Source organism: Streptomyces sp. HSS9-12 (assembly GCF_054963655.1).
On the sequence record NZ_JBUEGC010000004.1, the window covers coordinates 84,030 to 106,525 of the forward strand.

Annotated in this window: 26 protein-coding genes and 1 pseudogene; 17 read left to right on the forward strand and 10 right to left on the reverse strand. The window is 70.8% G+C overall.

The annotated features are described in order from the left end of the window. Nucleotides 1-81 precede the first annotated feature (81 nt). The 3 genes from ACY34J_RS03505 (at nucleotide 82) to ACY34J_RS03515 (ending at nucleotide 2,452) form a co-directional block, all read left to right on the forward strand. Entirely contained in the window at nucleotides 82-1,107 is a 1,026-nt protein-coding gene (locus tag ACY34J_RS03505; RefSeq protein WP_462724973.1) for a 6-phosphofructokinase, read from the forward strand. A 111-nt stretch (nucleotides 1,108-1,218) separates the two neighbouring features. Beyond that, nucleotides 1,219-2,166 (forward strand): cytochrome c oxidase assembly protein, encoded by a 948-nt coding sequence (locus ACY34J_RS03510; protein ID WP_462724974.1) that lies wholly within the window; start codon nucleotides 1,219-1,221, stop codon nucleotides 2,164-2,166. A 124-nt stretch (nucleotides 2,167-2,290) separates the two neighbouring features. Further along, entirely contained in the window at nucleotides 2,291-2,452 is a 162-nt protein-coding gene (locus ACY34J_RS03515; protein WP_462724975.1) for a hypothetical protein, read from the forward strand. A 30-nt stretch (nucleotides 2,453-2,482) separates the two neighbouring features. Here ACY34J_RS03515 and ACY34J_RS03520 read toward each other — a convergent pair whose 3' ends face one another. After that, nucleotides 2,483-2,689 carry a hypothetical protein gene (locus tag ACY34J_RS03520; RefSeq protein WP_462724976.1) on the reverse strand — a complete coding sequence of 69 codons (207 nt, stop codon included), beginning with the start codon at nucleotides 2,687-2,689 and terminating at the stop codon, nucleotides 2,483-2,485. A gap of 204 nt (nucleotides 2,690-2,893) precedes the next feature. On the opposite strand from ACY34J_RS03520, the gene ACY34J_RS03525 reads away from it, so the two are divergent. Continuing rightward, complete coding sequence (locus ACY34J_RS03525) at nucleotides 2,894-3,598, forward strand: lysophospholipid acyltransferase family protein (RefSeq protein WP_462724977.1); 705 nt, start codon at nucleotides 2,894-2,896, stop codon at nucleotides 3,596-3,598. A gap of 80 nt (nucleotides 3,599-3,678) precedes the next feature. On the opposite strand, the gene ACY34J_RS03530 is transcribed toward ACY34J_RS03525, so the two are convergent. From ACY34J_RS03530 to ACY34J_RS03540, 3 genes and pseudogenes are all read right to left on the reverse strand, one after another. Further along, entirely contained in the window at nucleotides 3,679-5,310 is a 1,632-nt protein-coding gene (locus tag ACY34J_RS03530) for an alpha/beta hydrolase (protein WP_462724978.1), read from the reverse strand. Nucleotides 5,311-5,419: 109 nt separating this feature from the next. Next, nucleotides 5,420-6,193 (reverse strand): annotated as a pseudogene (locus ACY34J_RS03535) (urease accessory protein UreD). A gap of 315 nt (nucleotides 6,194-6,508) precedes the next feature. Continuing rightward, a complete protein-coding gene (locus ACY34J_RS03540) occupies nucleotides 6,509-6,811 on the reverse strand; it encodes a type II toxin-antitoxin system Phd/YefM family antitoxin (protein ID WP_462724979.1) in 303 nt (100 codons plus the stop codon). A gap of 103 nt (nucleotides 6,812-6,914) precedes the next feature. Between ACY34J_RS03540 and ACY34J_RS03545 the strand changes: the two genes are divergently transcribed. The 4 genes from ACY34J_RS03545 (at nucleotide 6,915) to ACY34J_RS03560 (ending at nucleotide 9,447) form a co-directional block, all read left to right on the forward strand. Beyond that, a complete protein-coding gene (locus ACY34J_RS03545) occupies nucleotides 6,915-7,550 on the forward strand; it encodes an ATP-dependent Clp protease proteolytic subunit (protein WP_462724980.1) in 636 nt (211 codons plus the stop codon). Between the two features lie 6 nt (nucleotides 7,551-7,556). Then, complete coding sequence (locus tag ACY34J_RS03550; protein ID WP_462724981.1) at nucleotides 7,557-7,865, forward strand: hypothetical protein; 309 nt, start codon at nucleotides 7,557-7,559, stop codon at nucleotides 7,863-7,865. A 506-nt stretch (nucleotides 7,866-8,371) separates the two neighbouring features. Beyond that, on the forward strand, nucleotides 8,372-8,845 hold the full coding sequence (locus ACY34J_RS03555; RefSeq protein ID WP_462724982.1) for a C40 family peptidase: 474 nt from the start codon (nucleotides 8,372-8,374) through the stop codon (nucleotides 8,843-8,845). Nucleotides 8,846-8,898: 53 nt separating this feature from the next. Continuing rightward, the gene (locus ACY34J_RS03560) at nucleotides 8,899-9,447 is read left to right on the forward strand and encodes a DUF6328 family protein (RefSeq protein WP_462724983.1); all 549 of its coding nucleotides are present in this window, start codon (nucleotides 8,899-8,901) and stop codon (nucleotides 9,445-9,447) included. Between the two features lie 25 nt (nucleotides 9,448-9,472). On the opposite strand, the gene ACY34J_RS03565 is transcribed toward ACY34J_RS03560, so the two are convergent. Both ACY34J_RS03565 and ACY34J_RS03570 read right to left on the reverse strand, forming a co-directional pair. Continuing rightward, nucleotides 9,473-9,901, reverse strand: a complete 429-nt coding sequence (locus tag ACY34J_RS03565; protein ID WP_462724984.1) for an ATP-binding protein — start codon at nucleotides 9,899-9,901, stop codon at nucleotides 9,473-9,475. 217 nt (nucleotides 9,902-10,118) lie between these two features. Next, a complete protein-coding gene (locus tag ACY34J_RS03570) occupies nucleotides 10,119-11,261 on the reverse strand; it encodes an 8-amino-7-oxononanoate synthase (protein ID WP_462724985.1) in 1,143 nt (380 codons plus the stop codon). A 185-nt stretch (nucleotides 11,262-11,446) separates the two neighbouring features. On the opposite strand from ACY34J_RS03570, the gene bioB reads away from it, so the two are divergent. The 5 genes from bioB to ACY34J_RS03595 all read left to right on the forward strand — a co-directional run bounded on the left by bioB (nucleotide 11,447) and on the right by ACY34J_RS03595 (nucleotide 15,839). Continuing rightward, the gene (gene bioB / locus ACY34J_RS03575; RefSeq protein WP_462724986.1) at nucleotides 11,447-12,622 is read left to right on the forward strand and encodes a biotin synthase BioB; all 1,176 of its coding nucleotides are present in this window, start codon (nucleotides 11,447-11,449) and stop codon (nucleotides 12,620-12,622) included. Continuing rightward, the gene (locus ACY34J_RS03580) at nucleotides 12,615-13,919 is read left to right on the forward strand and encodes an adenosylmethionine--8-amino-7-oxononanoate transaminase (RefSeq protein ID WP_462724987.1); all 1,305 of its coding nucleotides are present in this window, start codon (nucleotides 12,615-12,617) and stop codon (nucleotides 13,917-13,919) included. The genes bioB and ACY34J_RS03580 overlap by 8 nt, the downstream gene beginning before the upstream one ends. An 83-nt stretch (nucleotides 13,920-14,002) precedes the next feature. Continuing rightward, on the forward strand, nucleotides 14,003-14,734 hold the full coding sequence (gene bioD, locus ACY34J_RS03585) for a dethiobiotin synthase (RefSeq protein WP_462724988.1): 732 nt from the start codon (nucleotides 14,003-14,005) through the stop codon (nucleotides 14,732-14,734). A 29-nt stretch (nucleotides 14,735-14,763) separates the two neighbouring features. After that, nucleotides 14,764-15,108, forward strand: coding sequence for a VOC family protein (locus tag ACY34J_RS03590; RefSeq protein WP_462724989.1), 345 nt, complete (start codon nucleotides 14,764-14,766; stop codon nucleotides 15,106-15,108). Nucleotides 15,109-15,167: 59 nt separating this feature from the next. Continuing rightward, nucleotides 15,168-15,839 (forward strand): class I SAM-dependent methyltransferase, encoded by a 672-nt coding sequence (locus ACY34J_RS03595; protein ID WP_462724990.1) that lies wholly within the window; start codon nucleotides 15,168-15,170, stop codon nucleotides 15,837-15,839. Nucleotides 15,840-15,963: 124 nt separating this feature from the next. Here the strand turns inward: ACY34J_RS03595 and ACY34J_RS03600 are convergent, their stop codons facing one another. Both ACY34J_RS03600 and ACY34J_RS03605 read right to left on the reverse strand, forming a co-directional pair. Then, complete coding sequence (locus tag ACY34J_RS03600; protein WP_462724991.1) at nucleotides 15,964-16,872, reverse strand: helix-turn-helix domain-containing protein; 909 nt, start codon at nucleotides 16,870-16,872, stop codon at nucleotides 15,964-15,966. A gap of 95 nt (nucleotides 16,873-16,967) precedes the next feature. After that, the gene (locus ACY34J_RS03605; RefSeq protein ID WP_462724992.1) at nucleotides 16,968-17,210 is read right to left on the reverse strand and encodes a DUF397 domain-containing protein; all 243 of its coding nucleotides are present in this window, start codon (nucleotides 17,208-17,210) and stop codon (nucleotides 16,968-16,970) included. A gap of 360 nt (nucleotides 17,211-17,570) precedes the next feature. Between ACY34J_RS03605 and ACY34J_RS03610 the strand changes: the two genes are divergently transcribed. Then, entirely contained in the window at nucleotides 17,571-17,807 is a 237-nt protein-coding gene (locus ACY34J_RS03610) for a DUF7848 domain-containing protein (RefSeq protein ID WP_462724993.1), read from the forward strand. Between the two features lie 34 nt (nucleotides 17,808-17,841). Here ACY34J_RS03610 and ACY34J_RS03615 read toward each other — a convergent pair whose 3' ends face one another. Together ACY34J_RS03615 and ACY34J_RS03620 are read right to left on the reverse strand one after the other, a co-directional pair. Beyond that, a complete protein-coding gene (locus ACY34J_RS03615) occupies nucleotides 17,842-18,213 on the reverse strand; it encodes a fic family toxin-antitoxin system, toxin component (protein WP_462724994.1) in 372 nt (123 codons plus the stop codon). Next, nucleotides 18,210-18,434 (reverse strand): antitoxin, encoded by a 225-nt coding sequence (locus ACY34J_RS03620; protein WP_462724995.1) that lies wholly within the window; start codon nucleotides 18,432-18,434, stop codon nucleotides 18,210-18,212. The genes ACY34J_RS03615 and ACY34J_RS03620 overlap by 4 nt, the downstream gene beginning before the upstream one ends. Before the next feature lie 193 nt (nucleotides 18,435-18,627). Between ACY34J_RS03620 and ACY34J_RS03625 the strand changes: the two genes are divergently transcribed. Genes ACY34J_RS03625 through ACY34J_RS03635 form a run of 3 tightly spaced genes read left to right on the forward strand, consistent with a single transcriptional unit; the run spans nucleotide 18,628 to nucleotide 22,496 of the window. Next, complete coding sequence (locus tag ACY34J_RS03625; RefSeq protein ID WP_462724996.1) at nucleotides 18,628-19,443, forward strand: ABC transporter ATP-binding protein; 816 nt, start codon at nucleotides 18,628-18,630, stop codon at nucleotides 19,441-19,443. Nucleotides 19,444-19,448: 5 nt separating this feature from the next. Next, a complete protein-coding gene (locus ACY34J_RS03630) occupies nucleotides 19,449-22,019 on the forward strand; it encodes an ABC transporter permease (protein WP_462724997.1) in 2,571 nt (856 codons plus the stop codon). A 51-nt stretch (nucleotides 22,020-22,070) separates the two neighbouring features. Continuing rightward, nucleotides 22,071-22,496, forward strand: a complete 426-nt coding sequence (locus ACY34J_RS03635; protein ID WP_462724998.1) for a GNAT family N-acetyltransferase — start codon at nucleotides 22,071-22,073, stop codon at nucleotides 22,494-22,496.

Genomic DNA, 22,496 nt, shown 5'->3' on the forward strand with positions numbered 1-22,496 from the left:
TGGTTCGCTGTAGGGTGACGGAGATCCAACCGGACGACGGAGTCCGGTCTTCCGGTTGAATTGCAGAGGTAAGAGCGAGTAATGCGCATAGGTGTGCTCACGTCCGGCGGTGACTGCCCCGGTCTGAATGCCGTCATCCGGTCGGTCGTGCACCGGGCCGTGGCGGACCACGGTGATGAGGTCATCGGCTTCCACGACGGGTGGAAGGGCCTGCTGGAATGCGACTACCGCAAGCTGGACCTGGATGCCGTCGGCGGCATCCTGGCTCGCGGCGGCACCATTCTCGGCTCATCGCGGGTCCAGCCGGCCCATCTGCGCGACGGTGTGGAGCGGGCCCGCGGCCATGTCGAGGAGCTCGGCCTGGACGCCATCATCCCGATCGGCGGTGAGGGCACGCTCAAGGCGGCCCGGATGCTGTCGGACGCCGGGCTGCCGATCGTCGGCGTGCCGAAGACGATCGACAACGACATCGCCGCGACCGATGTGACCTTCGGCTTCGACACCGCCGTCGGCGTCGCGACCGAGGCCCTGGACCGGCTGAAGACGACCGCCGAGTCGCACCAGCGCGTGCTGATCGTCGAGGTGATGGGGCGTCACACAGGCTGGATCGCGCTGCACTCGGGCATGGCCGCGGGCGCGCACGCGATCGTGGTGCCGGAACGCCCCTTCGACATCGACGAGTTGACCAACCTGGTGGGCAAGCGCTTCTCGGCGGGCAAGAAGTTCGCGATCGTCGTGGTGGCCGAGGGTGCCAAGCCGCGCGCCGGCTCGATGGAGTTCGACGAGGGCGGCAAGGACATCTACGGGCACGAGCGGTTCGCCGGCGTGGCCCGGCAGCTGGCCGTGGAGCTGGAGCAGCGCCTGCAGAAGGAGGCGCGCCCGGTGATCCTCGGCCATGTGCAGCGCGGTGGCACGCCGACGGCGTACGACCGTGTGCTCGCCACCCGCTTCGGCTGGCACGCGGTGGAGGCGGCGCACCGTGGAGACTTCGGGATGATGACGGCGCTGCGCGGCACGGGCATCACGCTGGTGCCGCTGGCCGAGGCCGTACAGACGCTGAAGACGGTGCCCGCCGACCGGTACATCGAGGCCGAGTGCGTGCTGTGACCTGGTAAGACCCGGCACGGTGCGAACCGTGGAACCGCCCCCGGCCGCAGCTGTGGCCGGGGGCGGTTCTACTCTTGTGCGGAACGCTTGGTACGAAACGGGAGCGAGCGGATGGATCACAGCGGACACGGCATGACGATGGACCTGCCGCCGTTCACTTTGGGGCGGGGGCTGGAGTTCACCGGCGAACCGGTCTTCCTGGTGGGCTGTCTGCTGGCGCTCCCGCTCTACGGCTGGGCGGTGGCCCGGCTGCGGCGGCGCGGCGATGCCTGGCCGATGGGCCGTACGGTCGCGTTCGTGATCGGTGTGCTGACGGTCGCGCTGGTGATGTGCACCGGTCTGAACGACTACGGCATGGTCATGTTCAGCGTGCACATGGTCCAGCACATGGTCATCAGCATGCTGTCGCCGATTCTGCTGCTGCTCGGGGCGCCGGTGACGCTGGCGTTGCGGGCGCTGCCGTCGGCGGGGCGGGGCCGCAACGGGCCGCGGGAACTGCTGGTGGCGCTGCTGCACAGCCGCTACGTACGGATCATCTCGCACCCTGTCTTCACCATTCCGCTGTTCATCGCGAGCCTGTACGCGCTCTACTTCACCCCGCTGTTCGACTTCCTCATGGCCAGCAAGGCCGGTCATATCGCGATGATGGTGCACTTCCTCCTGGTGGGCCTGGTCTTCTTCTGGCCGATCATGGGGGTGGACCCGGGGCCGAACCGCCCGGGCTATGTGATGCGGATGCTGGAGCTGTTCGCGGGGATGCCGTTCCACGCGTTCTTCGGCATCGCGCTGATGATGGCGAGCGCGCCGATGGTGTCGACGTACGCGCACCCGCCGGCGTCGCTGGGGATCGACGCACTGTCCGACCAGACCGCTGCGGGCGGCATCGCCTGGGCCTTCAGCGAGATCCCGTCGGTGGTCGTGCTCGTGGCACTGGTGTTCCAGTGGTACAAGTCCGAGCAGCGCAAGGCGCGGCGCGCGGACCGGGCCGCGGACCGCGACGGGGACAAGGAGCTGGCGGCGTACAACGCCTACCTCGCGTCACTGCGCGCACGCCAGTAGCCACACCGGGCCCCGCGGGGGGACCATGGTTCCGTGGCCGTGGTCCGGGGGCGGGAGGCCGCCGGGGCTGCCGGGGCTGCCGGGGCTGCCGGGGCTGCCGGGGCTGCCGGGAGGAGGGTGCGGGATGCCCGGTTCGACGAAGGCTATGGCGGTGTGCACGGTGGGAGGCCTGATCCTGGCGACCGCTTACACCGTGGCATTGGGCGGAAGCGGCTGGCTGTGGTTCGCCTGGGTGGTGCTCGGTCTGGTGACGGTCGGCGTGGTGGCGACGAACAACACGGCCTGACCGGCTGTGGGCCGTGGACTCGGCCCGTGCTCATCTCACGGTCTCCACTGCCATCGGCTGGTTGGCGCCCGCCGAAATGACCTTGTCGATCGTGACGATGGGCAGGACCGTCGCCACGCTTCCGGCGACGCCGATCCACAGCATTGGGGCCACGCCCATCTTTGAGCCCAGCCGGCCTGCGGCCAGCGCCGCCAGTGGCATGCTTCCCCACACGACGAAGCGGATCGACGCGTTCATCCGCCCGAGGAGGTTCTTGGGGCACAGCTACGCCGCCAGGTCGCCTGACAGCAATTCAGAAGAATCAGCACACAGCCAGCATGAGTCGGCCCGGACACGGTTACACCCGACCGCACCTACGCATACACTGACGGTCCCCGAGATCCCCTATGACCTGCAAGAATGCGGTCAAAGAGCCAATCCGGCAGCGTGAGGAGCGGTCCGGTGTTCTACTACGTGCTCAAGTACGTGCTCCTGGGGCCACTGCTGCGGCTGCTGTTCAGACCCCGGATCGAAGGGCTGGAACACATCCCCGACGAGGGTGCGGCCATCATCGCGGGGAACCATCTGTCCTTCTCCGACCACTTTCTGATGCCGGCGATCCTGCCGCGCCGCATCACCTTCCTCGCGAAGTCGGAATACTTCACCGGCACGGGGCTCAAGGGCCGGCTCATCGCCACGTTCTTCCACAGCGTGGGGCAGATCCCGGTGAACCGCTCCGGCCGACAGGCCGCGCAGTCCGCGATCAACGAGGGGGTGAAGGTGCTGCGGAAGGGTGAGCTGCTCGGGATCTATCCCGAGGGCACCCGGTCGCACGACGGACGCCTCTACAAGGGCCGCGTCGGAGTCGCCTCGATGGCGCTGCAGGCGGGGGTGCCCGTGGTGCCCTGCGCGATGGTCGGCACCTTCGAGGTCCAGCCGCCAGGCCGGATCCTGCCCCGTCTGAAGCCGGTGACCATCCGCTTCGGCGAGCCGCTGGACTTCTCCCGCTTCGCGGGGATGGCGGACGAGCGCGCGGCGCTGCGCGCGGTCACCGACGAGATCATGTACGAGATCCTGCGGCTGTCCGGCCAGGAGTACGTCGACCGGTACGCCACTGACGTCAAGGCCGAGCAGGCGGCCCGGCGCGACCCCCGCCTGATCAGCTGACCCGGCGCTGGGACGCCGCGTGGTGGTCCCGCCCACCCGCCCCCGAGCGGGGAAGGGTGGGCGGGGAGAGCCGTGCGGGCTCAGCGCACGGCCGGCAGATCGGCCGCCGCCTTGGCGACGGACGCAGGCGAGGCCGGCTTCGGCGTGGCGTGCGGTCCGCACGTCACATCCGCGTCGTCCACGGTGCCCTCCAGCAGGTAGGCGTCCACCCGGTCGTTGATGCACGAGTTGACCAGGCCGGTGACGCCGTGCGAGCCGGCGTCCTTCTCGGTGATCAGACGCGACCCCTGGAGCCGCTTGTGCAGCTCGACGGCGCCCTCGTACGGAGTGGCGGCGTCACGGGTGCTCTGCACGATGAGCACCTGCGGCAGGCCCTTGCCGGTCTTGACCTCCAGCGGGGTCTGCTGTGGCGCGCCCCAGGTGGCGCAGGGCAGGTTCATCCAGGCGTTGGACCAGGTCAGGAACGGGTAGTCCCGGTGCAGCCGGGTGTTGTCCCGGTCCCACCTGCTCCAGCTGGTCGGCCAGTGAGCGTCGGCACACTCGACCGCGGTGTAGACGGCGTTGCCGTTCTCCGCTGAGGTGTTGCCCGCGGTGTCGGACATGTCCGGGCCCGCGGCCTCGACGAGCGCCTTCTCGTCACCGGCCAGGTACGTGCTCCACACGCCCGCGACGTTCGCCCACGCCGAGTCGTAGTACGGCGCGCTCTGGAAGAAGCCGAGCAGCTCGGCCGGGCCGACGACCCCGCCGATCGGCTCCTTCTTGGCCTTGGCGCGCAGTGCCTCCCACTGCTGCTGGACCTTCTCGGGGGTGTCCCCGATGTGGTAGGCGGCGTCGTTCCCCGCGACCCACGCCTTCCAGTCGTTCCAGCGCATCTCGAAGGCCACGTCCTGGTCCAGGTTGGCCTGGTACCAGATCTTCTCCCGCGACGGGTTGACCACGCTGTCCACGATCATGCGGCGCACATGGTTCGGGAACAGCGTCGCGTACACGGCGCCGAGATATGTGCCGTAGGAGACGCCGAGGTAGTTGAGCTTCTTCTCCCCCAGCGCGGCGCGGATCACGTCGATGTCGCGCGCGGTGTTCGGCGTGGTCATGTACGGCAGCATCGCGCCGCTGCGGTCCTTGCAGCCCAGCGCGTACTCCTTGGCCAGCTTGCGCTGGACGCGCTTGTCGGCCTCGGAGTCCGGCACCGGGTCCAGCTTCGGCGCCTTGACGAACTCCTGCGGGTCCATACAGGAGATCGCCGCCGAGTGGCCGACGCCGCGCGGGTCGAAGCCCACGAAGTCGTACGCCTTCGAAGCCTTCACCCACAGCGGGTTCTTGTTGGTGACCCGGGTCGGGAACCGCATGCCCGATCCGCCCGGTCCGCCCGGGTTGTAGATCAGGGAGCCCTGGCGCTCCTCGGGCGTACCGGTGTTCCCGATACGGTTCACCGCGATCTTGATGGTGCGCCCGTAAGGCTTGGCGTAGTTGACCGGAACGGTCACATAGCCGCACTGGATGGGCTTGGCGAAGCCCCAGTCGGCCGGACAGTCAGCCCAGTCGATGCCGGTCGCGGCGGCCCGGGCGGCGGCGACGCGCACCCCGATCGACTCGGCGTCAGGTCGGGTGTGGGCCCCGTCGGCACTGGCGGCAGGCGCGGCCAGCGCACCTGCCACCAGTGTTCCCGCTATCAGAGTGCCGGCCGAGCCGAGCACTGCTGTGCGTTTCACGTTGTTTCCCCCTGCTTGGTACGCCGCTTGTGGCGGCGGTGATCACAGAACTTGCAGGGGGATCCTTTCGTTACGAAGCACCCGCGCGATAGATCATGCGGACGTTTCTTTACCAATCCGTCAACTTCTCGGTAACCGTGGTCAACAGACGCCATAGGCGCAGCGCGTCCGGGGCGGCGGCGGTCACCAGGGGGGCCGGGCCCTCGATCGGGGCCAGGACGGCTTCGCCCTCGGCCGGATCGGCGGCGGAGAATCGTCACTCCCACTGGGTTGTCGCGAACGCCGGGTGGACGACGGGCAGTTGGCCGACCGCCCGGTGGCCGCCGAGGACGGCCGGCCCGTCCCAGCCGTGGGCGCCGGCCCGTACGCCGTCTCCTGGTCGAGCAGCAGCCGCCCACCGGACCGTACGGTGAGGCGGGCGGTGAGCCGGCCGGGCTGCTCGCCGGTGCGGCCAAGGACCTGTTCCTCGCGCAGGACGAGCCGGGCGGTGGGGGCGAGTTCGACGCGGGTGTCGCTGCCCTGGGCGGAGATCAGCGGTTCGGGCAGCCAGCGCAGTTCGGCCTCCTCCCCCGCCGTCACTCGACGTCGTAGGTCGCGGGTCCGGCCGCGCGGCCCGGCAGGGCGACGGTCGCGGCGGCGGTGGTCGGGTGGAGGGCGGCGCCCGGCCCGGCGGTGGTCAGCAGCCGCAGGCGGTCGCCGCCGAGCGGTGCGCTCATGGCGCCGATGACGCTGACCCGCGCCTCGGGCCCGTCGCCGCGGATCCGGCGCAGCGCGAGTGGGCCGTCGCCGTCGAGGACGGGGAGCACGGTGCCGCCGCGCCCGTCGGCGGCCGCGGTGTGCGGGCGGTGGCCCGTACGGAGGCAGAAGCGAAGGCAGGGGGCACGGTCGGCCTGCGTGGTCGGGGCTCCAGGCGACGGGCCGCTCCCGCACCCGGTCGGCGACGGGCCGCTCCCGCACCCGGTCGGCGACGGGCCGCACGCCCCCTTCGGAGGCCAGGGAGGTGAAGGCTACGGGCAACTCACCGCGCTGGGCCTTGGCATCGGGGCCTTTGCCCGCTCATGGTCATCAGCCCGCGGGGCGCGCCGAACGGCGCCGAGGTGAGGTGCGAGGGTGCGCGCCACCGGCCGGCACCTGAATCCGTGCCGGTCCGGCCGCCTGACGCTGGAAGCTCAACCGGTGCGAGTGTCCGGTCAGCCCGTCACGGCGCGTGGGGCGGTCGCCGCTCCCCGGTGTCCGGGCCACGGTGTTCCGCCGTGATACCGAAGCGGCGGCGTTCGCCGGCAGCGGACGCACCGGGGCGCACCACCGAGACCGTGCTGATCACCTGCTCGTCCGCCCCCGCTTCCGCCTGCTCCAGTCGCTGCAGGTCAGTGGCGCAAACCAGCGCCACGAGCGGCTTTCCATGGCGGGTGACGACCACCCGCTCGCCGCCATAGACAACACGGTTGATCAAGTCCGCCAGCTCCGCGCGGGCTTGCGTCACCGGAATCTCGTAGGCCATGCTCCCATCATAACGGGATGTACATCCTGTACATTTTCTACGAGAGGTACGGCGGCGAGAGACCCTGGTGTCTCCTCGCCGAGCGACGACACGAGGTGCAGCGATGGACCGACCGACCGCCCGCTACGTCCTGCCGGAGTTCACCGAGCGCACGACTGCCGGTACCCGCACCCTGGACCCGTATTCCAAGCTCCTCGACGAGCGGATCATCTTTCTGGGCACGCAGATCGACGACACCTCGGCCAACGATGTGATGGCCCAGTTCATCCACCTGGAGCACAGCGCACCGGACCAGGACATCTCGCTCTACATCAACTCGCCCGGCGGCTCGATGACCGCGATGTCGGCGATCTACGACACGATGCGGTTCGTCTCCTGCGACGTCGAGACCGTGTGCCTGGGCCAGGCCGCCTCCTCCGCAGCGGTGGTGTTCGCCGCCGGCACCCCCGGCAAGCGGCTGATGCTGCCGAGCTCCCGCATGCTCATCCACCAGCCGGCCTTCTCCGAGCCCATCGAGGGCGAGACCTCGGATCTGCAGATCCAGGCTCAGGAGCTGCTTCGGCTGCGCGACCTCCTCACGGAGCTGCTGGTACGGCACACCGGTCAGCCTGCCGAGCGGGTCAGCACGGACATCGAGCGCGACACGATCTTCACCGCGGAGGAGGCCGTGAGCTACGGACTCGCGGACCGGATCGTCGACAGCCGCACCCAGACCGGCGCGCTCTTCGACGAGGGGTGAGCCGAGGTGCTGCCTCCCGAACTTCCCCCACTGCCCGCACTCACCCGGGCCGAGAGCGACCTGGTCGACCGCTATCTGGAGGTCGTCGACCTGCTGGGCCGTATCAACCCCGCGCGCGCGTCCGACACCTACGGCGGGCTGCGGGCCGCCCAGGCCCTGGTCGGCAAGGCGGCCGCGCTACGGGATGCCCTGACGCTGATGCACGAGCGGGGCGAGAGCCAGGTGCATGCCGCCACGCTCGCGCGAGCCCTACGGGTCCTGGACGGTGAGCGACGCGCACGGCGCGTCACCGTACCGCCCGAGCAGTCGGGTTGAGCACGCCGACACACCGCGTGGGGCGCCCCCTTGGCTCCAAACGGCGTCGCCCGATCGTGCGAGCCGCGGGCCGGCGCCACACACTGATCGACTTGCGCTCGGTGCGCCACAACACACCTGCGAGGGCGCTTCGTTGCTGGTGCGAGGCACTCTGGGGCCCACATGCAAGAACCGAAACGGCTATTTCTCACCTAATCGCTCTATTGGCGATCAAAGCCACATAACGAGTTTTCAGCTGGGAATGGGGCGTTTTGTGCGTGACCATCCGTGAGAACAACAAGCCCCCGCCACCGCGGCGGGGCGGTCCGGGCGGACGCCGAGTCCTGCCGCCGCTCCGGACGTCTGTACACGGAATGGATCGGCAGGAGTGGAGGACCCAAGCAGTTCGGGGCAGACCGGGAACGTCTCGGTCTCCCCTCGGGGTTAAGCCGCAGCCGCGGCCGGGCATCTTCGCCTGCCCGAACCCGACAGGTCATCCTTCACAGGCGGCTGACGAAGGGTTGCGCATGGCCGCGCACGCACATCTCCCCACACTGGTCTTCCGGGCCGGCACCGCCTCCGCCCTGACCCTCGCCGCCGTCGGCGGCGTCCTGATCGGTCCGGGTGCCGCGCCGGAGGCCGAGGCGGTGACCCCCGGCATCAGGGCACTGCACGTGGCCGCATCCAAACGGGGTGCGCCGTATCAGTGGGGCGCTCAGGGACCCCACCGCTTCGACTGCTCGGGGCTCACGCTGTACGCCTTCCGGCGGGCCGGAAAGCACTTGCCGCGCACGGCGGCCGCCCAGTACATCCGGTCCCGGCCCGTGCCCTCCTCCCGCCGCCAGATCGGCGACCTGGTGTTCTTCGGGTCCCAGCGCGGCATCTACCACGTGGGCATCTACGCGGGGAAAGGGCGGATCTGGCACGCCCCGAAGACCGGTTCCGTGGTACGCCTCGAGAGGATCTGGACCGACAGGGTGCGGTACGGCCGGGTGGGGTGAGCCCGGGGCCGTGGGCGTGAGTGATCAGGCCCTGATACGGCTATGCGTCCTGTATGGCTGCAGAGACTCCGGGACCGCCACGGCATGAGACACCGCAGGAACGGGCCGACCGGAACTTCTCCGAGCTGCTGCAGGAGCTCCGGGTGGTCCAGACCGGTGTGCAGATCCTGTTCGCCTTCCTGCTGACGCTGGCGTTCACCCCGCGATTCCCGTCGCTCAGCGATGTGCAGCGCGGGGTGTACGTGGCGACGCTGCTGCTCGCGGTGCTCGCCGCGGCGCTGTTCACGGCGCCCGCGGCGATCCACCGAGTGCTCTTCCAGCAGAAGCTCAAGCGGCGGATCGTGATGGTCTCCTCGCGGCTGGCGGCCATCGGGCTGTGCGTGCTGGCCCTGTCGCTGACCGGAGCCGTACTGCTGGTCGTGGACGTGGTACTGGGCCTGTGGCAGGGGCTGGTTGCCGCGGGCGGCACGCTGTCGGTGTGCATCTGGCTCTGGGCCGTCCTTCCCCGCATGATCGGCCGTAGGGCCGGGCCTGAACCGCCCGACGCCGTGGCGCGGTCGATGCGGGAAGCGGGGCCGGCCCCGCGGCCGCCGCCGCGGTGAGAGGTACGGCAGAGTGCCCCGCTCGTCAGGGGCCCGGAATGCTCCAGGGCAAGGCGATCCACACGGTTTTGCCGCCCTCGGCCGTCGGGGTCACCGAGAGCTTGCCGCCCGACTCGGCGGTGAGCCAGCGGATGATGACCAGGCCGCGCCCGTTGTCCTGCTGGACGGCGGCGGGCAAGCGCTTGGGCCAGCGGGGATGGCTGTCGGTGACGCCGATCCGCAAGCGCTCGTCCCGGTCCAGCTGGACGTCCACGGTGAAGGTGGGCGACTGACCGAGGGTGTGCTGGACGGCGTTGGTGGCCAGTTCGGACACGATGAGGCGCACGGTGTCAGCGGTCTCGGCGTCTTCCGGCAGACCCCATTCGGCCAGAACGCCCGTGACGTACCTGCGGGCGGCGGTGACCGAGGCCGGGTCGCTCGGCAGCGTGACGGATGCTTCCTGGTGGTCTGCCATGACGACGCTGTCCCTTTCCCACCGAGGCCGGGCTCCAACGCGATGCGAGGGAGTCGAAGGCGGCATCGGACGCTGCTGCGCGTCAGAGTGCCACTCATGCCGCCGCGACCGGGGGCGATCCTCCGAAATGTGCAGAAATCTGTCGCTCGATGCGGTGAACTCCGGGCGGACAGCGCGCATACGGGCCCGACAGGTCCGAGCCCTGTGCCCCGGTTCCTCAGCCTGCCGGAGCCGTCCTGACGATCACCGCGAGCGCCTCCTCGATCTGCGGGTCGGTCAGATCGGCCCGGGCGGTCAGGCGCAGCCGGGAGATGCCGTCGGGTACGGACGGGGGCCTGAAGCAGCCCACCACCAGGCCGGCCTCCCGGCAGTCGGCGGCCCAGCGCACGGCCGCCTCCGGGGAGGGGGCCCGTACGGACACGACCGCGGCGTCCGGCTGGACCGCCGCGAGCCCGGCATCGGTCAGCCGTCGGTAGAGCTCCGTAGCGACCGTGCGTACGCGGGCCGCCCGCTCGGGCTCGCGGCGCAGCAGTCGCAGGCTCGCCAGGGCGGCGCCGGTCGCGGCCGGCGCGAGGCCAGTGTCGAAGATAAACGTCCGGGCGGTGTTCACCAGGTGCTCGATCACCCGGGCGGGGCCCAGTACGGCGCCGCCCTGACTGCCAAGGGACTTGGACAGGGTGACGCTCGCGACCACGTCCCCGTCCCCCGCGAGCCCGGCGGCGTGCAGGCCGCCGCGCCCGCCGGCGCCGAGGACGCCGAGCCCATGTGCGTCGTCGACGAGCAGGCCGGCGCCGTGGGCGCGGCAGGCGGCGGCGAGCTCCGGCAGCGGGGCGGCGTCGCCGTCCACCGAGAACACCGAGTCGGTGACGGCGAGCGCCCGGCCGTCATGGCCACCCAGCGCCTTGCGTACGGCGTCGGGTTCGGCGTGCGGGACGACTTCGGTGTCCGCCCGGGACAGGCGGCAGCCGTCGATGAGTGAGGCGTGGTTGCCGGCGTCGGAGACGATGAGGGTGCCGCCGCCGCTCAGCGCGGTGACGGCCGCCAGGTTGGCGGCGTAACCGGAGGACAGCACCAGTGCGGCCTCGAATCCGCAGAAGGCGGCCAGCTCCGCCTCCAGTTCGGTGTGCAGTTCGGTGGTGCCGGTCACCAGGCGGGAGCCGGTGGAGCCCGCGCCCCAGCGTCTCGCGGCGTTGGCGGCGGCGCCGGTGACCTCCGGGTGCCGGGAGAGCCCGAGGTAGTCGTTGCTCGCCAGGTCGAGCAGCGGTGAGTCGGCCGGGCGCGCGCGCAGCGTGCGTACCAGCCCGGCGCGGCGACGCTGCTCGCGCTGTGTGTCGATCCAGTCGAACGGGTCCTGGGGCATCGGCCGTCCCTCGAGGGTGAAGTTCGCGGGCCGCAGGCCCATCTCGTACGCCGTCTTGTCTGTAGTGGATAGAACCTATCCGTGCCGACGGACGGGCACGGTGTGGCAATACACACACCTCCAACCGGCCCTGTTGTGCGATCTCTCCTTGGCCGGGAGCGTCGCCGTAAGCGAGGATCAGCGCCATGGACCTGCTCAAGACGCTGGTGGACAAGGGGTTGCGGCGCGAGTTGCCGACCCGCGAAGAGGCGCTCGCCGTCCTGGCGACATCCGACGACGACCTGCTCGAGGTCGTGGCCGCGGCCGGGAAGGTCCGCCGCAAATGGTTCGGGCGGCGGGTGAAGCTCAACTACCTGGTGAACCTGAAGTCGGGGCTCTGTCCGGAGGACTGCTCGTACTGCTCCCAGCGGCTGGGCTCCAAGGCCGAGATCCTGAAGTACACCTGGCTGAAGCCCGAGGAGGCGGCGCAGGCCGCCGCCGCTGGTGTGGCCGGTGGTGCCAAGCGGGTGTGTCTGGTCGCCAGCGGGCGCGGGCCGACGGAACGGGACGTCGACCGGGTCTCGAAGACCATCGAGGCGATCAAGGAGCAGAACGAGGCCGTCGAGGTGTGCGCCTGCCTCGGGCTGCTCTCCGACGGGCAGGCCGAGCGGCTGCGCGCGGCGGGCGCGGATGCGTACAACCACAACCTCAACACCTCCGAGGCGACCTACGGGGACATCAGCACCACGCACACCTACGCCGACCGGGTCGAAACGGTGCAGCAGGCGCAGGCGGCGGGCCTGTCCGCCTGCTCGGGTCTCATCGCGGGCATGGGCGAGTCGGACGAGGACCTGGTGGACGTGGTCTTCGCGCTGCGCGAACTGGACCCCGACTCGGTGCCGGTGAACTTCCTGATCCCCTTCGAGGGGACACCGCTGGCCAAGGAGTGGAACCTCACCCCGCAACGGGCTCTGCGCATCCTGGCGATGGTGCGGTTCGTCTGCCCGGATGTCGAGGTACGCCTGGCGGGCGGCCGCGAGGTGCATCTGCGCTCGCTGCAGCCGCTGGCCCTGCATCTGGCCAACTCCATCTTCCTGGGCGACTACCTGACCAGCGAGGGCCAGGCCGGCAAGGCCGACCTGGAGATGATCGCGGACGCCGGCTTCGAGGTGGAGGGCACCGACACCACGACACTGCCCGAGCACCGCGCCGATCTGGGCACGGCGTCCGGCTGCGGTCCGGGCGGCAGCGACGGCTGCGCACCGTGCGGCGACGGCGACGCGGCCACCCCGCCGCACCAGACCGCGGCCGGCGAGGCGCGTACGGACCTGGTTGCGGTGCGCCGCCGTGGGGCGGGCACGGACCTCGCGCCCAATGCCTGAGCCGCTGGGTCCCGAGAAGCTGCTGGCGCTGGACCGGCAGCATGTCTGGCATCCGTACGGTCCGATGCCCGGCCGGCAGGAGCCCCTGGTCGTGGAGTCCGCGGCCGGGGTCCGGCTGCGGCTCGCCCAGCCGGCCGAGGGCCGGCGCGAGCTCGTCGACGGCATGTCGTCGTGGTGGTCGGCCATCCACGGCTACAACCACCCGGTGCTGAACGAGGCCGCGCGCGGCCAGCTGGAGCGGATGAGCCATGTGATGTTCGGCGGGCTCACCCACGAGCCGGCCGTACGGCTGGCCGCGCGCCTGGTCGAGATCACGCCCGAGCCGCTTCAGCACGTCTTTCTCGCCGACTCCGGTTCGGTGTCGGTCGAGGTGGCGGCGAAGATGTGCCTGCAGTACTGGCGGTCGCTCGGGCGGCCGGGCAAGCAGCGGCTGCTGACCTGGCGCGGTGGCTATCACGGCGACACCTGGCAGCCGATGTCGGTGTGCGACCCCGACGGCGGTATGCACCAGCTGTGGTCGGGGGTCCTGCCGCGGCAGGTCTTCGCGGACGTGCCGCCGGCCGGCTTCGACGCGGAGCCGGACCCTGCGTACGCCGCCCATCTGCGGGAGCTGATCGCCCGTCACGCCGACGAGCTGGCGGCAGTCGTGGTGGAGCCGGTGGTGCAGGGCGCGGGCGGAATGCGCTTCCACTCCCCCGGCTATCTGCGGGTGCTGCGGGAGGCGTGCGACGAGCACGGCGTACTGCTGGTGCTGGATGAGATCGCCACCGGCTTCGGGCGTACGGGGGCGCTGTTCGCGGCGGAGCACGCCGGGATCTCTCCCGATGTGATGTGCGTCGGCAAGGCGCTGACCGGCGGCTATCTGACGCTGGCGGCGACGCTGTGCACCTCGCGGGTGGCGGAGGGCATCAGCTCCGGCGAGCTGCCGGTGCTCGCCCACGGCCCGACGTTCATGGGCAATCCGCTGGCCTGCGCGGTCGCGAACGCCTCGATCGACCTGCTGCTGTCACACGACTGGCGGCAGGAGGTCAAGCGGATCGAGGCCGGGCTGCGGGACGGACTGGCCGGCGCGGCGGCGGTACCGGGCGTGCGGGACGTACGGGTGCTGGGCGCGATCGGCGTCGTCCAGCTCGACCATGAGGCCGACATGGCGGCCGCGACCCGGGCTGCCGTGCGCGAAGGGGTGTGGCTGCGGCCGTTCCGCGACCTGCTCTACACCATGCCGCCGTACATCACGGGCGACGACGACGTGGCCCGGATCTGCGCGGCGGTACGCGCAGCCGCAACGGCGGGCTGACGCTTGTCTCCTGCCCACCTGCCTCACAAGGGGCGGGTGGGGGGCAGTGCACGCACGGGGGATGAGGAAAGGTACGCATCGGTATGACGGTTCTGTTCGTCACAGGGACGGGCACCGAGATCGGAAAGACGGTGACCACCGCCGCGGTGGCCGCCACCGCGCTGGCCCAGGGCCGCTCCGTGGCCGTGCTCAAGCCCGCCCAGACCGGCGTGGGCCCAGACGAACACGGGGACGCGGCCGAGGTCGGCCGGCTCGCCGGGAACCTCACGACCGTCGAACTCGCCCGGTTCCCCGAACCGCTGGCGCCGGCGACAGCCGCCCACCGGGCCGGCCTGGCCCCGGTGGGACCGCAGGATGTGGCCGAGGCAGCGGCGAAGCTCGCCGACGGGCACGACCTGGTGCTGGTCGAGGGCGCGGGCGGCCTGCTCGTACGGTTCGACGCCACGGGCGCCACCCTGGCCGACGCGGCGCGGCTGCTCGACGCCCCGGTGCTGGTGGTGACCACGGCCGGGCTCGGCACGCTCAACACCACGGCATTGACGGCGGAGGCGCTGCGCGCCCGCGGCCTGGAGTGCCCGGGCACGGTGATCGGCAGCTGGCCGGCTGAGCCGGACCTCGCGGCGCGCTGCAATCTCGCGGACCTGCCCGAGGCAGCGGGCGCACCGCTGCTCGGCGCGATCCCACAGGGAGCCGCCGCGCTCGGCCCGGGGGACTTCCGAGACCGTGCGGCGCATTGGCTCACCCCCGCGCTGGGCGGGGACTGGGACGCGAACGCCTTCGCGGCCGAGCACCGGCCCGGCCCGCTGCAGCGGTGACTGACGGGTAACGCCGTACGCTGACGGCCATGCGTGCCCGCTTGGAACAGATCGTCGTGGACTGCCACGACCCCAGGGCCTTGGTCCGGTTCTGGGCGGGACTGCTCGGCGGCGAGCCCGTCGACCGTAACCGCGGCTGGTCCCATGTCGAGCCGCCCGGGTGCGTCCGGCTGGCCTTCCAGCCGGTGCCGGAGTGCAAGACGGTCAAGAACCGGCTGCACCTCGACATCGAGGTCGGGGCGATCGAGCCGTCCGTTGCCGAAGCGGTGCGCCTTGGCGCCGCGCGGGTCGGCGCGACGGTCATGGACGAGCAGGGGGCCTACCAGGTCATGCTCGACCCCGAAGGGAATGAGTTCTGCTTCGTCTGTGACTGAGCGCACTGCCCATGGGGGACAATCGCGGTGACAGCCTTCCGCCGGAGAAGGGTTCCGCCATGCCCCTGCGCAGTACGAAGAATCCGCGGGACGCGGTCCACCACCCGCTGTTCGCCCGCTTCTATGCCCGTGTCAGCGTGCTCGCGGAGGAGAAGGGCGGAGTCGGCGCGCACCGCGAGGAGTTGCTGGCCGGTCTGTCCGGCCGGGTGATCGAGATCGGGGCGGGCAACGGGCTGAACTTCGCGCACTACCCCTCGTATGTCTCCGAGGTGGTCGCGATCGAGCCGGAACGCCGGCTGCGGCAGCTGGCTGCCGAGGCGGCGGTGCGCGCCGAGGTGCCCGTTGATGTGGTGCCGGGCGCGGCGGAGGCGCTGCCGGTGAAGAGCGAGGGCTTCGACGCCGCCGTGGCCTCTCTGGTGCTGTGCACGGTACGGGACCTGCCCCGCGCGCTGGGCGAGATCCGCCGAGTGCTGCGGCCCGGCGGCGAGTTGCGGTTCTACGAGCACGGGCGCGCGGAAAGCCGCGCCATGGCGGCCACCCAGCGGGCCCTGGACCGTACGGTGTGGCCACTGCTGTTCGGCGGCTGCCACACCGGGCGCGACACGCTGGCCGCCCTGGAGGCGGCGGGCTTCGAGATCGTTGCATTCCGGCGGCTGCGCTCCCCCGACTCCGCGTTGCCGCTGCCGATGTCGGCGCATGTGCTCGGGGTGGCGCGCCGGCCCGTGGCCTGACGGTCGCCTGTAAGCGGACACCCGCCGTACGAAGCCCGTGCACGCCGGAGCAGCTCACTCGGGAGCCGAGCGAGTGGGTGGGGGTGGGCCGTACGGCCGGACCGGCAGTCCTCGAACGAGCTGATCAGCCGAGCTGGTCAAGAACCTTGCTCAGAAAGCGGATGCTGTCGGCAGGGCGCTCCGCCTCCGCGCACAGGCGGTCCATGACGGACAGATAGTTGTCGACGTCGTCCCGCTTGTCGAGGTAGAGAGCGCTGGTGAGCTGCTCCAGGTACACGATGTCGGGCAGGTCCGGTTCCAGGAAGCGCAGAATGGTCACGGGGCCGCCGGCCGCCGCCAGGCCACCCGCGCTGAACGGCGCGACCTGCAGTGTGATGTTCGGCAGCCGGCACATCTCCAGCATGTGCTCCAGCTGACGGTGCATCACCTCGATGCCGCCGACCGGCCGGCGCAGTGCGGCCTCGTCCAGCACGACCCACAGCCGGGGCGCGTCGGTCGCGGTGAGCAGCCGCTGCCGGGCGAGACGCAGACCGACCCGGCGTTCGATCTCGCCCGGGGAGGCCTGCGGGTGGCCGAGCCGCATCACCGCGCGGGCGTATTCCGCGGTCTGCAGCAGGCCGGGGATGAACTGGTTCTCATACGTGCGGATGAGGGACGCCGCCTCTTCCAGACCGATGTGGGTCTCGAACCAGCTCGGCAGGACGTCCCCGTACTGGTGCCACCAGCCGGGGGCGCTGGCCTGCCGGGCGAGCGCGAGGAAGTCCGCGCGCTCGCCCTCGTCGGTTACGTTGTAGAGCGTCAGCAGGTCAGCTACATCGCGCTCCTTGTAGCCGGTCCGCCCCAGCTCCAGGCGGCTGATCTTCGCATGGGAGCCACGGATCGCGTCCCCGGCCGCCTCCCGGGTGATGCCACTTGCCTCGCGAAGCCTGCGGAGCTGGGTGCCGAGCACTATGCGCAGAACGGTGGGCCCGCCCCGCGGGTACTCGAGATAGCGCCGTATGGTCGGTTCGCGGCTCGTCTGAGCGGCGGTCATGCCTGACTCCCCTGTGTGAATGGGTGAGCGCTCAGTGTGGCACCGGTGGGGCCGTCTCGTACAGTCGCGAGCGATGACCAGTGCGTCAGTGCCGGTCAGCCGCCGCCCACCATGCTGTCGAACTCGCCGTCCTTCGCGCCGAGGAGGAACGCGGCGATCTCGGCCGGGGTGTAGATGAGCGCCGGGCCTTCCGGGTCACGGGAGTTGCGGACGGCTATGTCCCCACCGGGGAGCTTGGCGATCTCCACGCAGTTTCCGTTGGGGTTGCTGTAGCGGCTCTTGTGCCAGGCCACGCCATGGAGGTGGGTCGCCGGTACGCCGTTGTCGAACTGCTGCACCTGTGGATCTCTCCCTTGCAACCGTGGATGTGAGTTTGTCCCCCACGGACACTGACGCCACCTCAAAGTCCCCTGCAAGCACACACGTTCTTACGGATGTACTTGCAGATGTGCTTGCAGCGGCGGGTGAACACCGAGGATAGTAGCCCCCGTGGGCAAGGACCGTGCCACCTGTGGACCGGTGCGGCGGGCAACACCGCCGGACGTTGGCGTGCTTGTGTGGGATATGCGACGACAAGCCGTGGGCATCGTTATGGACACACAGGGCGGGAGGATGTACCTGCGCCCGCCCGGCGGCGGTTGCGAATGGGAGACCCTGCCCGGCGACGTACGGCCCGCGGAACGGAACGGGAGGACCGAGTGAGCGCACACACGGTCATTCGTCATGCGGAGTGGCTGATGAGCCCGGAGACGGCGGCTGAGGCGCCGCCGATCATCTATGAGATGCAGTGCACGACGTGCGGGGACACCTCAGAGGCCGACGAGGACTTCGAGCAGGCGCGCAACTGGGCCTTCGGGCATGTGGGACGCAACCCGTCGCACACCGGATTCCGGGAGATCATCCACCGGTTCTGGCGTGCCAAGCTGCTCGACTGAGCGCGCCGCCGGGCCAGTTGGCGACGTGGGGACGTCAGCTGCTCCAGGTGCGCAACTCATCGGCGATGGCGTGCACATCGGCGGTACCGTCCTTGACCAGCCTGGCCAGATCGCGGACCTGCTCCGGCGAGGTGGTGACCTTCAGTCCGCTGGCGACGAGATAGGCGTAGGCCACGGCCGAGGCGAACATCGCGTTGGACCGCTCGAGGGCCGGTACGTGCAACAGCAGCTGGAGCAGGGCGGCGGCGCGGTCCTGCGGGTCGGTGTAGACGGGCACACCGAATATCTCCGCCTCGTGCCGGCTGACGGCGGCGACGAGCGCGCCCCAGTCGGTGACCTGCGGGTCGCCCGGGGTGTTGTGTTCAGCCACCATGAGCAGCCAGGCGAGATCGATACGCAGGCTCAAAGCTTCTTGTGCCCCTCGCCGAACTCCTCCGCGAACACGTTCTCGTACTGCTTCATGAAATCTGCGGCGGCCTCGACGAACGTCTGGCCGACCTCGCCGGCGTCCCGGCGGACGAGCTCCTCGATGTACCGGTTCATGCTCAGGCCCCGCTGGAGGGCGCGCTGCCGCGCCGTCTCGGCGGTGGCTTCGTCCACACGGACGTTCAATTGTGTCTTGGCCACGTCATCAAAGCTAGCGCTCCTGCGCTAGCACCCGCAAGAGCGGCTTGCCGGGCAGCTCATCCTGCCAGGTAATGCGGAGGTGCGAATGCGGCCGCCGGCCGACGCCGGAGGATGCCGGTCGGGCCGGTGCGCTCTACGCTCGGGCGGTACGGCGTAGCTCGGTACGAGTAGATCCCGATCCCGGGAGGCGGCCTTGTCCACACCTACGGCAGACGACGCGGCATCCGGCGTGGCGCAGCCCGCGCCGACGGCCGCCCGCGCATCGGCGCTCACCAAGGCATACGGCTCGGGCGAGACGGCGGTGCTCGCGCTCGACGCGGTGGATGTGGAGATCGCACGGGGCCGGTTCACCGCGGTGATGGGCCCGTCGGGCTCCGGCAAGTCGACGCTGATGCACTGTCTCGCGGGCCTGGACACGGTGTCCGCGGGCCGGGTGTGGCTGGGCGAGACCGAGATTACCCATCTGAACGATGGCCGGCTGACCCGGCTGCGCCGGGACCGTGTCGGCTTCATGTTCCAGTCCTTCAATCTGCTGCCCACCTTGACGGCGGCGGAGAACATCACCCTTCCGATGGACATCGCGGGCCGTAAACCGGACCCGGAGTGGCTGGAGCGAGTCATCGACACCCTGTGCCTGCGGGACCGGCTCACCCACCGGCCGGCGCAGCTCTCCGGGGGCCAGCAGCAGCGGGTCGCCTGTGCCCGCGCGCTGGCCTCGCGCCCGGAGCTGATCTTCGCCGACGAACCGACGGGCAATCTCGATTCCCGGGCGGGCCTGGAGGTGCTGCGCTTCCTGCGGGAGGCGGTGGACGGGCTGGGGCAGACGGTGGTGATGGTGACCCATGATCCCGGCGCCGCGGCCCACGCCGACCGGGTGCTGTTCCTTGCCGACGGCCGGATCGTCGACGACATGGCGAGCCCGACTGCCGAGGCGGTGCTGGATCGCATACAGATCTTCTCCGGAGGCTCTCCCCGCACCTCCGGCGCCGACACCGTCCGGAAGGCCTGAATCCGGTGCTCCGGGCAACGCTGCGCAGCTTTCTCGCGCACAAGGGCCGCCTGCTGCTGTCCGCGCTGGCGGTGGTGCTGTCGGTGGCCTTCGTCGCGGGCAGCCTGATCTTCTCGGACACCGTCAGCCGCACCTTCGACCGGCTCTTCGCGTCGACGGCCGCGGATGTGACGGTGACCCCGAGGACGGAGTTCGACGAGCGAGGCGGGCTGGCGTCGGGGCAGGTGGCGACCCTTCCCGCCCGGCTGCGCGAGCGTGTGGCGGCAACCCGCGGGGTGGCCGCCGCGCACGTCGATGTCGAGCTGGCGAACCTCACGGTCACCGACGTACGGAACAAGCCGGTTGGGCCCACCACCGGCGCGCCGACGATGGCCCGCAACTGGTCCCCCGGCCACCGCAGCCCCGTGCAGCTCACCAGCGGACACGCTCCGCGCGGCCCGGGCGAGGCGCTCCTCGACGCGGACACGGCCAAGCGCAGACATGTCGTGCTCGGGGACACCCTGCGGATGGTGGCACCCCCGGGCAGGTTCTCCGTACGGGTGGTGGGCATCATGACCTTCACCACCACCAACCCGGGCGCGGCACTGGTCGCCCTGGACACACCGACCGCCCAAGAGCGGCTGCTGGGCCGGCCCGGCGCCGCCAGTGCCATCACGGTGGACGCCGCCCCCGGTGTGCCGGACCGGGTGCTCAAGCAGCGCATCGCCCAGGAGATCGGCCCGGGTTACCAGTTGCGGACGCGGGAGGAACAGGCGAAGTCGTCCTCGGCGAAGCTCGGCGGTTTTCTGCATGTGATCAAGTACGTGATGCTGGGCTTCGCCGCGATCGCGGTGCTCGTCGGCATCTTCCTCATCGTCAACACCTTCTCGATGCTCATCGCGCAGCGCACCCGCGAGCTGGGACTGCTGCGGGCGCTGGGCGCCGACCGCCGCCAGGTGCGCCACTCGGTGCTGACCGAGGCGCTGCTGCTGGGCCTGGTGGGGTCCACGCTGGGGCTGGCCGCCGGGATCGCTCTCGCGGCCGGGCTGATCTGGCTGATGTCCTTGAGGGGGATGAACCTCGACGCCGCGCAGATGGTGATCGGCTGGAAGACGCCGGTGGCGTCGTATGTGGTCGGCGTCGCCGTGACGTTCATCGCCGCCTACCTGCCCGCGCGGCGTGCGGCCCGGGTCTCTCCGATGGCCGCGCTGGCCGACGTGGAGGTCGCGGGCGTGGGACGGCCGCTGCGGATCCGGGGTGTCACGGGGGCGGTGCTCGGCGCGGCGGGCGCGGCGGCGCTGGTGGGCTGCGCGGCGCAGACGGACACGGCGCCGGCTTCCTCGCTGCTGGCACTCGGCCTGGTCCTCACGCTGATCGCCACCGTGGTGGCGGGTCCGCTGCTGGTGCGGCCGGTGATCCGGGTGCTGGGTGGGGCGTTCCCGGCGCTGTTCGGCCCGGTGGGCCGGCTGAGCCAGCGCAACGCGCTGCGCAATCCCCGGCGTACCGGGGCCACGGCCGCGGCGCTGATGGTCGGGCTGGCGCTGGTGGCCGGCATGTCGGTGGCCGGGGCATCGATGGCCAGATCCTTCGACCAGCAGATCGACAAGACGCTGGGGGCCGATTTCGTCGTGCAGAACCGCTCTTACGGACCGTTCCCCCGGGAGATCACCGAGCGGGTCCGGAAGGTGCCCGGCGTCGGCATGCTCGTACGGCAGCGGTTCGCGCCGATGCGGGTCGCGCTGCCGGACGGGAAGACCGTTACGACGACCGGCGGGGGCTTCGACGGGAACCTCGACCAAGTGGCGAAGATCGAGTACGTCGCCGGGGACACCGCCTCCGCGCTCGCCGACGGCAGGGTCGCTGTGGAGAAGGTCTACGCGGACGAGCACGGCATCCGCCGTGGCACCCGGCTCCCGGTGACGTTCTCCACCGGCGGCAAGACCGTACTGACCGTGGGCGCGCTGACCAAGCAGGAGTCGGGCGAGGGTCTGGGCAATCCGGGCGGCTTCTTCCTCGGCATGCCGACGCTGGAGCGGCACCTCCCGGAGGGGCAGGACGCCGCGCTGTACGTCAACGCCACAAACAGCACCGACCCGGTGCTACTGCGCCACCGTCTGGAGCGCGCGCTCGATCCCTTCCCGCAGGTGGACGTGCGCGACCAGGCCGACTACAAGAAGCTGATCCGGGACCAGATCGCGGTGCTGCTCTACCTGGTGTACGCGCTGCTCGGACTGGCGATCGTCATCGCGGTACTCGGAGTGGTCAACACCCTTGCGCTGTCGGTCGTCGAGCGCACCCGCGAGATCGGCCTGCTGAGAGCGATCGGCCTCTCCCGGGTCCAGCTGCGCCGGATGATCCGCCTGGAGTCGGTGGTGATCGCGGTGTTCGGCGCGGTGCTGGGGCTCGGACTGGGGCTGGTGTGGGGGGTGGCGGCTCAGCGGGTGCTGGCACTGCAGGGGATGAAGGCTCTCGCGGTTCCGTGGCCCACAATCGTTGCGGTGGTGGCCGGCTCGGTCGTGGTCGGGCTGGCGGCGGCGCTGCTGCCTGCCCTGCGCGCGTCGAGGATGAATGTCCTGGCCGCCATCGCCCATGAGTGAGCCCCGTAATCCGGGTGCCGCCGCGGCCCGCGCGGTGGTGGGATGGCGGGCATGAGTGATCTTCGGATACGGGCCGGCACGCCCGCGGACCTCGACGCCGTACTCGCCTTCTGGAGGGTGTCGGCGGAGGGCGCCAGCATCAGTGACGACCCGGACGGCGTGGCCCGGCTGATCGCCCGCGATCCCGAGGCCCTGTTGCTCGCCGAGCGCGGGGGCGAACTTCTCGGCACCGTCATCGCGGGCTTCGACGGGTGGCGTTGCCATCTCTACCGGCTCGCCGTCCATCCGGACCACCGACGCCAGGGCGTGGCGAACGCACTGCTGCGGGCCGCCGAGGAGCGGTTCGTCGCGCTCGGCGGGCGGCGCGGCGACGCCATGGTGCTGGACCGCAACGAGCTCGCCCACCACGCGTGGAGCGGCGCGGGCTATGTGCGCGAGCCGCAGTGGAGCCGCTGGGTCAAGCCGCTCGGCGCATGA

Excerpts from the sequence above, each read along its gene's own strand:
- ACY34J_RS03505 (WP_462724973.1), top strand. The coding sequence starts at position 82 with ATGCGCATAGGTGTGCTCACGTCCGGCGGTGACTGCCCCGGTCTGAAT.
- ACY34J_RS03510 (WP_462724974.1), top strand. The coding sequence starts at position 1,219 with ATGGATCACAGCGGACACGGCATGACGATGGACCTGCCGCCGTTCACT.
- ACY34J_RS03515 (WP_462724975.1), top strand. The coding sequence starts at position 2,291 with ATGCCCGGTTCGACGAAGGCTATGGCGGTGTGCACGGTGGGAGGCCTG.
- ACY34J_RS03520 (WP_462724976.1), bottom strand. The coding sequence starts at position 2,689 with ATGAACGCGTCGATCCGCTTCGTCGTGTGGGGAAGCATGCCACTGGCG.
- ACY34J_RS03540 (WP_462724979.1), bottom strand. The coding sequence starts at position 6,811 with ATGGCCTACGAGATTCCGGTGACGCAAGCCCGCGCGGAGCTGGCGGAC.
- ACY34J_RS03545 (WP_462724980.1), top strand. The coding sequence starts at position 6,915 with ATGGACCGACCGACCGCCCGCTACGTCCTGCCGGAGTTCACCGAGCGC.
- ACY34J_RS03555 (WP_462724982.1), top strand. The coding sequence starts at position 8,372 with ATGGCCGCGCACGCACATCTCCCCACACTGGTCTTCCGGGCCGGCACC.
- ACY34J_RS03560 (WP_462724983.1), top strand. The coding sequence starts at position 8,899 with ATGGCTGCAGAGACTCCGGGACCGCCACGGCATGAGACACCGCAGGAA.
- ACY34J_RS03565 (WP_462724984.1), bottom strand. The coding sequence starts at position 9,901 with ATGGCAGACCACCAGGAAGCATCCGTCACGCTGCCGAGCGACCCGGCC.
- ACY34J_RS03570 (WP_462724985.1), bottom strand. The coding sequence starts at position 11,261 with ATGCCCCAGGACCCGTTCGACTGGATCGACACACAGCGCGAGCAGCGT.
- bioB (WP_462724986.1), top strand. The coding sequence starts at position 11,447 with ATGGACCTGCTCAAGACGCTGGTGGACAAGGGGTTGCGGCGCGAGTTG.
- ACY34J_RS03580 (WP_462724987.1), top strand. The coding sequence starts at position 12,615 with ATGCCTGAGCCGCTGGGTCCCGAGAAGCTGCTGGCGCTGGACCGGCAG.
- bioD (WP_462724988.1), top strand. The coding sequence starts at position 14,003 with ATGACGGTTCTGTTCGTCACAGGGACGGGCACCGAGATCGGAAAGACG.
- ACY34J_RS03590 (WP_462724989.1), top strand. The coding sequence starts at position 14,764 with ATGCGTGCCCGCTTGGAACAGATCGTCGTGGACTGCCACGACCCCAGG.
- ACY34J_RS03595 (WP_462724990.1), top strand. The coding sequence starts at position 15,168 with ATGCCCCTGCGCAGTACGAAGAATCCGCGGGACGCGGTCCACCACCCG.
- ACY34J_RS03600 (WP_462724991.1), bottom strand. The coding sequence starts at position 16,872 with ATGACCGCCGCTCAGACGAGCCGCGAACCGACCATACGGCGCTATCTC.
- ACY34J_RS03635 (WP_462724998.1), top strand. The coding sequence starts at position 22,071 with ATGAGTGATCTTCGGATACGGGCCGGCACGCCCGCGGACCTCGACGCC.